We start from the raw sequence: 8126 nt of genomic DNA, 5'->3' as shown, positions 1-8126 counted from the left end.
CAGGTAATGATTCAGAATTACCAATGCTTTCAAGCTTCTTTGCCTTCGCCGATTCGGACATGATGAAACCTCATTTCCGCCACTTTTACTTCACTAAATTATCGGTAAAAGCTGTCTCGAACTTGCCTGGCACATAGGGCCCCCAGCATCAATCTCATTTCGTCGCGCGACATAGATCTTGCCCCTTGAGGGTGGCCTATACTCCTTTTTGTCTTTGTCCCAGACAAGGATTTTTCTGACATTTGGAGCACCAGTTACAGGAGGATAAACCCGGTCTTTATCTTGAAAAGTCTTTGGATTGAATTTTTTCATAGAGTGAATCTCCGTTGAAGCCAACCTTCAACTTCATGCACTTGAAATCTCACAGAGCGCCCGCGTCGTTTAAATGGAAGTCCCTCTTTCATATACTTATTCACAAAACTAATGGACATACCAAGATGCAACGCGAGAGCTTTTTTCGTTATCCAATTGTCAAAGATCCGATCTCCGTTTACTGAGACATTGTCTGACAATACTTTCCCCTTTTTGGCAATGGAAGAGGTAGACGTAGAATTATTTTTTATAACCATGGAAGTAAATCCTTGAGTGCCGGTATTTGACACGGAACAGAAAAGGCGGGTTTACCCGCCTTAATAATCCTTTTCTAAGTCACCTAATCGTCCAAAAATCGCCGGACAGGTTTGAGTTCAGGATAAAATCATAAGGCAGATACCCGTATCCGCTTTCACCCCAGTCCTCACCCCAGGAGTTGCGGATGATCAACGCACCAGCTTCATCGTCATATCCACACGCAAGTACAGCATGACCGCCATGGTATTTTTCGCCTTTCTTGGGAACAGGAATTCGGCCAGTCTTCTTGACAGATGTGCCGTACATTGAATCATAGACGGAGAATCCAAGCACAATGGGATAACCTCGACTCAGGATTTCCTTGAAGTGACTTAGATCACGATCTACCCGCTCGTAGTAGCTGACACGTTCTCGGAAGGCGGAGGAAATTGCTTCATCTGAAGGTCTTTCTCTGAAATCCTTAATAACGTATGGCCAGGAGTCTTCCACAGGGTATCCGAACTTGGCCACCGCTTTGATTGAATTTCTAATCGTTGCACCTACATCCTGGCCAATCGATCCTTCCAGCGCGCGAGTCATATAGTAGATGAAAAGGCGTGAAGGGACGACGATCGACATATCTCTATCATAGATATCAATATAAAGTGCTGCGGCCCCAACCGCATGAGCGGTACAGGAACCTAGACTCTTTTGATCCCAAACGCGTGGATATCTGGATCGGAAATCAGCAAGCACGGGCAGGTCCTGAGAAGCTTTCGCAGAGTATTTTCTGTCACGTTCGTCTTTGGTGTCCCGAATCCATCCGAGTTTTTGCATGGTATATTTCTTTCTCATTTCGAAAAATTAAAGCGGAGGAAAAATTCCTCCGCCTGTGTGCATTCACTTGCAGCAAGTGGCAACGCCATTGCCAACTGCTCCTGGGCTCATTGAATCCTTGCGAACCCATTCGCAAAAATAGAAGCCATCCTCAGCAAGCGGAGCAGACGACATCAATTGAACCTGCTCAGTCGTGCCAGTTATAAAGCATCCTCCCCCCACAAGCATTTCGTCTGCCTCGCATGAGACGCTAACGCTCGGGTTCACTGCCAGTTGAGTTTCACCACTCGCAGTTCTGCAGCTTGAAAAAGTCCCTTTCGGACCTTGAGGGCCAACCGGACCTCTTTCGCCTATGGCTCCTGTTAAGCCTTGCGGACCAGCTGGACCGGCAATGCCTTTGTCGCCCTGGTCGCCTTTCGGTCCCGGGCTACCAGTGTCACCCTTTATCCCGGCATCACCCTTGTCACCTTTATCGCCCTGGAAACCCCGAGGACCTTTTAAATCGTCAACTGCCTTCTTAAAACCGCCACAATCGATGAAACCATTTTCGATCTTGCAGGATTCTCCTTTGTCGCCTTTGGCTCCTTGCAGACCCTGCGGACCAGCTGGACCAACATCACCTTGTGGACCTTGTATGCCCTCGGGACCACGAATCCCCTGCGGTCCCTGAATTCCCTGCGGTCCACGATCACCTTTCGGCCCGCGAAGTGTTTCAAGTGTGACAACGGATTCTCCACAAATTATTGAATCACTTGTGATGGTGCAGCCATCGCCCTGATCGCCTTTCGGGCCTTGCACACCTTGAGGACCTTGAAGGTTTTCGGTGCTTCCCTGCCATTCACCCTGCTGGTTGATAATGGGTTGACCGCCGATATAGAGCGCATCGGCATTAAGTTTGCCTTTGACGTTCATATTGCCTTTTTCAGTATCGATTATGACAGCGGGCGGGCATTTATCAGGGTTATTGCAGGGACTGTTGGCGGCTGGCAGGCGCCGGATAACGATATCCCGCCCTCGGGTCGCGTTAACAAACTCGTTGGAAGTCCATATGTTCTCGTCAACCGGCAGGCGTTTGTCCGGAAATTCATCCGCAGCCATGAGAATTGATGGAAAAATTAGACAAAAAAGTGCAATGGCTTTCATAAAGAAGCGTTTCCTTCTGCAGTTATTTTTGAAATGAAACCGCTATTGTCGAGAGAATGCTCAACAGAACTGATCATCCACTCACGGTTCAGGAGAGGGTGAAGTTTTTCAATCAGGCATAGTCCACCCGAAAATAGAAGCGGATTTCCCGGAATGGTGAACGATAGAGTCGTCGATAGTCGCGTAAGTTTTCTTAGTTTTGCTTCAGCTGCTGCGCGGGCCGACGGTTCGTCTTTCAACAAAAATTTTATTGCATAGACCTTGCCTTTCTTTCCAGCCAAAACCGATCGCTCCCTGGTGGCCCCGGCCCCACACCAGAAAGCCTTGACACCGGAGTAAATTTGCTCTCTCGAATATTTGAATTCGTAGTCGATAATGCCCTTGATTTTTTCGGGTCTGATAGAGCTGCCAGAGGGTGTGACTTTGGAATTCCGGTCATAGAAGATGAGATGATTGCGCTGGATCTTAAAGATGCATTCATAGTGGTCGGCGATTCTGGCTAAAAAAGCCGAATCGCTTTCAGTCTGGTCCTCGTGTGGGACTTGAATAAGCTCGCAGCTCTTATCGACCGACGCAATAAGGCCGTTCTCGTTCGCCAGCCTGGAGATGACGCTGGAGAGGGTGTCAGGCCGCCAGGATCGCTTTTTTGGTTCCAGGAGCGTCGGGAAGCAGTCGAGGACACTTGCCTCCACCGTGACTATTGCAGGCGGTCCTTTAAGGGAAATTGGACGGCTGGCATAGCGTCCAACATCAAACAGCTGCCCATTGTAACCCAGGGCTATCTCAATTCGGGTTCCCTCCCTCGGAGGTTCGAGCGGCGGGTCGTCAAATAGATGAAGCTGAATGCAGTCGCCTTCAAGGCCAGACCCGTCTTTAATAGTGAGGTTGACCAGCCTCTGCCGAATCCTATCAGTCAGGTCCTTGCCATCAGCGGTTATACGAAACATGGGGGTGGTCAGTTGAATAGCCTTCTGGGTGTATCGATTCGAATTGGCTCGGGCACGTCTGGAAGAAGGATCGATTCAACCTTGTCGAGTGTCTGCACCCGTCCAAAGTCATCAAATAGGTTCAATTTATCAGGGTTGGCTTTGAGCACTGCTTCCACCGATCCTCTGGAAAAGCCGTAGTGTTCAAAACAAATGAGGTCGAGTTCGTCGCCATCCCTGAGTTCATAAATCCTGGACATAACTTTCCAATTCGATTGTAAAATCCACCTTCAGTGGTCTGCCATCACTCGTGAAGATCGTCCGTCCATCCTTCACTGATTTAAAGATCCATCGTCCAAGATTCTGAGCTCTGTCACTGTCGGCGGCGATCAGCCGGTAAGGAATTCCTGCTGCTCCCATTGCTCTGAGATCAGACATATGACTCAGCTTGCCGCGGTAGTGTGGATAGAAGATGCCCGAAATTGAAATTCGCTCCCCGTTGACGCCAAGAAACTGCCTAAGCGGATGCGAACCAATCATTTTGATTTCAGCCCAGTTGTAAGAGGACTCGCGATCAAATCTTTGAAATGCAATCCCTTTGGGCTCGAAGACGAAGTCCCCAAGCTTCGCAAGGAAGCCGGTTTGTATCAGGTTGATATCCAGGGTTAGAAACTCAAGGGATCTGCATAGCTGAACACCGAACTTTTGAATCCGGTTTTCATTTCATCTTTTATTCTGGCTACCGTCTGCTGGGGCGCATCTTCACCCTGCACAGAGATGTCAAATTTTTGCTGCAGGTTAAAAGTCTGGTTTCGATTTCTGTCGTCCTGAAGCGTTCTTTGAGAAATCTCAGGGATGCGGCTTTGGAATGCCTGCCCGCTTTCCTCAAGCTCTATTTTTCTGGAAAACTTCAGGCCACGGGTTTCTCCAAAAGAAAGAAACTCACCAATGGACTTCATGATTGGTTTGAGATCTTCCTCCCAGAAAAGAGCAATCCATTTCTTTGCATCTTTTAGCCACTGCATGATTGAATCCCAGTTTTTGATAGCCGCCCACATTGCAGTAATGAGGAGAACCATTCCTGTAATCGTCGCAACCACCGGGTTCATATTCATAACAACATTTAGAGCTGTTTGCGCGAACGTCACAATTTCAAGCGCACCGCTGAGCGCCCATAATACAGCCTTATAGCTGATCATGGCAGCTTTGCTCATAGCGAGAGCAGCACCAAAGTATCCGATCGCTGCTACAAGATTTTCATGCTCCGTCGCCATGCCGGAAACCTTAAGAGCGCCGTCCGCCAGCACCTTCATCATTTCAGCAAGTTTTGGTAGAAAGATTGTTCCTGCAGAAATTGCAACGGCTTCCACTGAGGACTTGAGGTTCTTCCAGGAGCCAATCGCAGTGTTGTTCAGCCTCTCTGATATCTCTTGCGCAGAATTTGTTTTCTCAAGTGCATCCGTAAGCTGCCTGAATTTTGGTTCGCCCTGCGCCGCCTCCTGCATCAAGGCTCGCATTTCATTTTTGGATTTTGAGAACAGCACAGACATGGCTTCCAGCCGCTTTGGTTCGTGAAGGGCAGCCAGAGCCACTTCGATTTCCTTCGTCAACTGATCGAAAGATTTGTCCTTCTTATCTCCACCGAGGCGATCAATTTTTAGTTCCTTGAGCTTCGCCTGAGCTGCCTTGGTATCGAGATCCAATTCCATCTTGTCAAGGGCCGGGGTAAATCGAAAAATTTCTGCAAACCGCTTCTCAAAATCGTTTCCTTTCAGCCCGGAGAAGGCTTTTGACAATTCTGTGAACCTGGCTGATTTGGACATGCCTTCCTTGAATGCAATGCCAAACCGATTTTCCAAAACCTTCAAATCACCCGGGGTCATGCTGTCCTGCAGATACTTCATTGATGCGCGAAAGGCCGGTGCCATCTCAAGCTTTTTGATCTCAAACTTGAGACTTCCAGACCCTGCAGCGCCGAGCAGTTCAGTGGCGCCTGCCGCAGCCTCCTCGCCGAAAATGTCTTTGATGTACTTGGCCCTTTCTGCCGTACCTTTTCCCGCAAGCTTCTTGTCGAGCTGCTCGAGAATATTCGGCAGAGGCAGGAGGTTTTTATGCGCATCCCGCAGAGTGACATTCAATTGCTCCAGTGCCTCGCGGCCTGCGGCGGGTGGTGATGACAGGCGCTGATACATGGCTCTTAGAGCTGTGCCAGCCATGGAGCCCTGCAGACCTACATTGCCTAAAAGACCTGAAGCCGCAGACACTTCCTCAATCGAGGCTCCAAGAGCGCTGGCAATCGGTGCCACATATTTCATGGTTTCTGCCAACCCAGTTAGATTGGTGTTTGTCGAAATGAACGTCGAGGTCATGACGTTGGCCACCCGCAGCATATCAGTGGCATCCAACTTGAATCCAGCAAGCATATTGCTCGCCATCTCTGCAGCCTCACCCAGGCCAACTTCCCCGGCAGCTGCCAGGTCAAGCACGCCTTTGAGAGAATGAACGATGTCCTGGACACCAAATCCCGCCGTGGCAAGGTACGACTCCGCTAGAGCAGCCTCGGAAGACGAGAAAACCGTCGTGTCACCCAATCGCCTGGCTTCCTGGGTAAGGACCTTCATTTCCTCTGCCGTTGCCATTGTCTGCGCCCCAACTTTGGCCATCGCATGATCAAATTCGGCAGCAATTTTGATGGGCGTTCCGAGAGTGAATGCCAGGCCTGATAATTCAAATGCACCGCCAACGATGTCGCCCCGGAGGTCACGGCCCCGGTCAGCGGTTTTCTTTCGACGACTTGCGAGATCATGTGACCTCTGAGTCCTGGCGGTTTCCTGGGCCAGATGACTTTCAAGTCTGGCCAGGTCCTTGACCTCATGACCCGCCGACTCCAAAGCACGTTCATAGCTTTTAAGAGCCACCGATTGCTTCTCGAACGCTGCCGCGCTTTCTTTGAGTTCGGCTTCAGCATTGTCCAATCTCGCTTTGAGCTGGTCGACATTTTGCCCGTTCTGAGTCAAAGCCTTATTGTCGACTTCCAGGGCTGTTTTATGTTCAATTAGCGCTGTTTTGGAAGAGGCATAGGACTGGCTTAGAAATTTGATTTCGCCCCTGGCATTGGAAGCAAGAACCTTTTGCTCGACGAGAGCAGTGTTGGATTTTTCAACGGCAGCTTTAAATTCAGAAAGCTTCTCCTTGGCAGCCAAGTATGCCTGCTGGATCCTGTTTAATTCCGTTCTAAGATTGCTGGACCTGGCAGATTCAATGGCCATCTGCTCTGCATTGAGCCTGGACGCGAGTGTAGCCTCCTTTGTGGCTTCCACATGAGTCCAGTAAGCAGCCTTCGATTGCTCAAAAGCGTCACCCAGAGCCTTGATTTCAGCTTTGGCTTCCTTGAATCGAGTCTTTTGCTTCGCTTTGGCTGCCGAAAGACGATTGACTTCATCCTTCAGCGCAGCTTCTTTCGCTTTGGCATCTTTCAAGACATCAAGATGTTTTTCGACTTCAGTCCTGAGTTCCGCAGTTTTTCGCTTCTGCAGTTCCTGGGCCTGAGCGGCAGCTGCCAGGGCATCCTTGAGTCCCGGAATTACTTTTTGAGCTTCCTCAACCTTGGACTTGAACTGCTCTGTCGCAGTCTGGAGTTCTTTCAGGCTGGAAACACTTTTGGACGCAAGGTCAAGCTCGGAAAGCTTTTTCTTCAGGTTCCCAATTCGCTCACCGGCTGACGCGAAGACAGAATCAAACGAACCTTGAAAGCCCGCCGCGATCTCAATCATTACCTGTTTTTTAGTGTTCACTCGTCGTTCACCCAGACGTCGTCTTCAAAAGAAGCGGATGCAGATCCGGATTGATCGAGAGATGACAGCCAATATAGGCAGTCGTCCTCGCTCATCGACAGAATCTCTCTCGCAGAAAATCCATATTCTTTATGGAGAAGCCTCACGACCCGCGCGAGGTTTCTTTCTTCGGCTGAGATTTCTGTTTTTTTTGACCAGCGGAATTAAATAGATCCCTGACGGCGCCTGTCAACTTCTCGAAGTCATCAAGGGAAAGGCGATCAAAAGCTGCCTCAGGAATCTCGCACAGGGCAGCGCAGAGCGTAATGCCTGCATCCTCTTTCTCAAGATCCTTGCTTTTAGCGTATATACGCCGATGGCCAACCTGAATGTAGTCAGGCACCTTAATTGACTCGTAGCGAGTGCCTTCGTGCTCAAACGGCCATTTTAATTTTATTTCCATTACACTCTCAGTGCTTTGCGAACAGAGTCACCATAGTCAACGCCCGATATGAATTGGATACCGTTTTCCAAATCGATATTGATAAGCGGAACATCTTCAAGCTTGAAGGAATATCGATAAACAGACATCTCAATCGTGAGGTTCGCGGCTTTGATATCCCCGGCCTTCCAGGTTCCGAAGTCGAGCCCTTTGATCCACCCCTGCATGATAGCGGTCATGGGCTCAGCATCCGACCCTTGCCGCTGGCGTGCGCCTGTGACGAGAGTTGTGACGTTTCCACCAACCGAAAAGCCCGTGGCAAGCAGGATTTCTGACGGAATTTCCAGGAGCTTGATGGTGGACTCAAGCTTCTCCAGCGAGACGCCTACCTCCACCGGCCCATGCATGGTCGAAGCCTGAAACTCTTCTGTTTTGATTTTAATCTTCGGGAGAGTG

General features: G+C 49.6%; 8 protein-coding genes. All 8 read right to left on the bottom strand.

Annotated features, from left to right (window positions below; all coding sequences use genetic code 11):
* Window positions 1-648 precede the first annotated feature (648 nt).
* Window positions 649-1386, bottom strand: coding sequence for a C1 family peptidase (locus VE954_RS29600; RefSeq protein WP_324959745.1), 738 nt, complete (start codon window positions 1384-1386; stop codon window positions 649-651).
* A 63-nt stretch (window positions 1387-1449) separates the two neighbouring features.
* Window positions 1450-2529, bottom strand: coding sequence for a hypothetical protein (locus VE954_RS29595; RefSeq protein WP_324959743.1), 1080 nt, complete (start codon window positions 2527-2529; stop codon window positions 1450-1452).
* Complete coding sequence (locus VE954_RS29590; protein WP_324959741.1) at window positions 2526-3476, bottom strand: hypothetical protein; 951 nt, start codon at window positions 3474-3476, stop codon at window positions 2526-2528. Before VE954_RS29590 ends, VE954_RS29595 begins: the two co-directional genes overlap by 4 nt.
* A gap of 8 nt (window positions 3477-3484) precedes the next feature.
* A complete protein-coding gene (locus tag VE954_RS29585; RefSeq protein ID WP_324959740.1) occupies window positions 3485-3715 on the bottom strand; it encodes a tail protein X in 231 nt (76 codons plus the stop codon).
* Window positions 3699-4049, bottom strand: coding sequence for a phage tail protein (locus VE954_RS29580; RefSeq protein WP_324959747.1), 351 nt, complete (start codon window positions 4047-4049; stop codon window positions 3699-3701). Before VE954_RS29580 ends, VE954_RS29585 begins: the two co-directional genes overlap by 17 nt.
* A 71-nt stretch (window positions 4050-4120) precedes the next feature.
* Window positions 4121-7249 carry a phage tail tape measure protein gene (locus VE954_RS29575; RefSeq protein ID WP_324959738.1) on the bottom strand — a complete coding sequence of 1043 codons (3129 nt, stop codon included), beginning with the start codon at window positions 7247-7249 and terminating at the stop codon, window positions 4121-4123.
* A gap of 142 nt (window positions 7250-7391) precedes the next feature.
* Window positions 7392-7691, bottom strand: a complete 300-nt coding sequence (locus VE954_RS29570; protein ID WP_324959736.1) for a phage tail assembly protein — start codon at window positions 7689-7691, stop codon at window positions 7392-7394.
* The coding region (locus VE954_RS29565) for a phage major tail tube protein (protein ID WP_324959734.1) at window positions 7691-8126 on the bottom strand (436 nt) is incomplete at its 5' end. The genes VE954_RS29570 and VE954_RS29565, both read right to left, overlap by 1 nt.

The sequence above is a fragment of the Oligoflexus sp. genome (assembly GCF_035638955.1).
In the GTDB taxonomy this organism is placed as follows: Bacteria; Bdellovibrionota_B; Oligoflexia; order Oligoflexales; family Oligoflexaceae; genus Oligoflexus.
The sequence above is the reverse complement of the archived record's forward strand: the minus strand, read 5'-3'. Positions and strand labels throughout refer to the sequence as shown.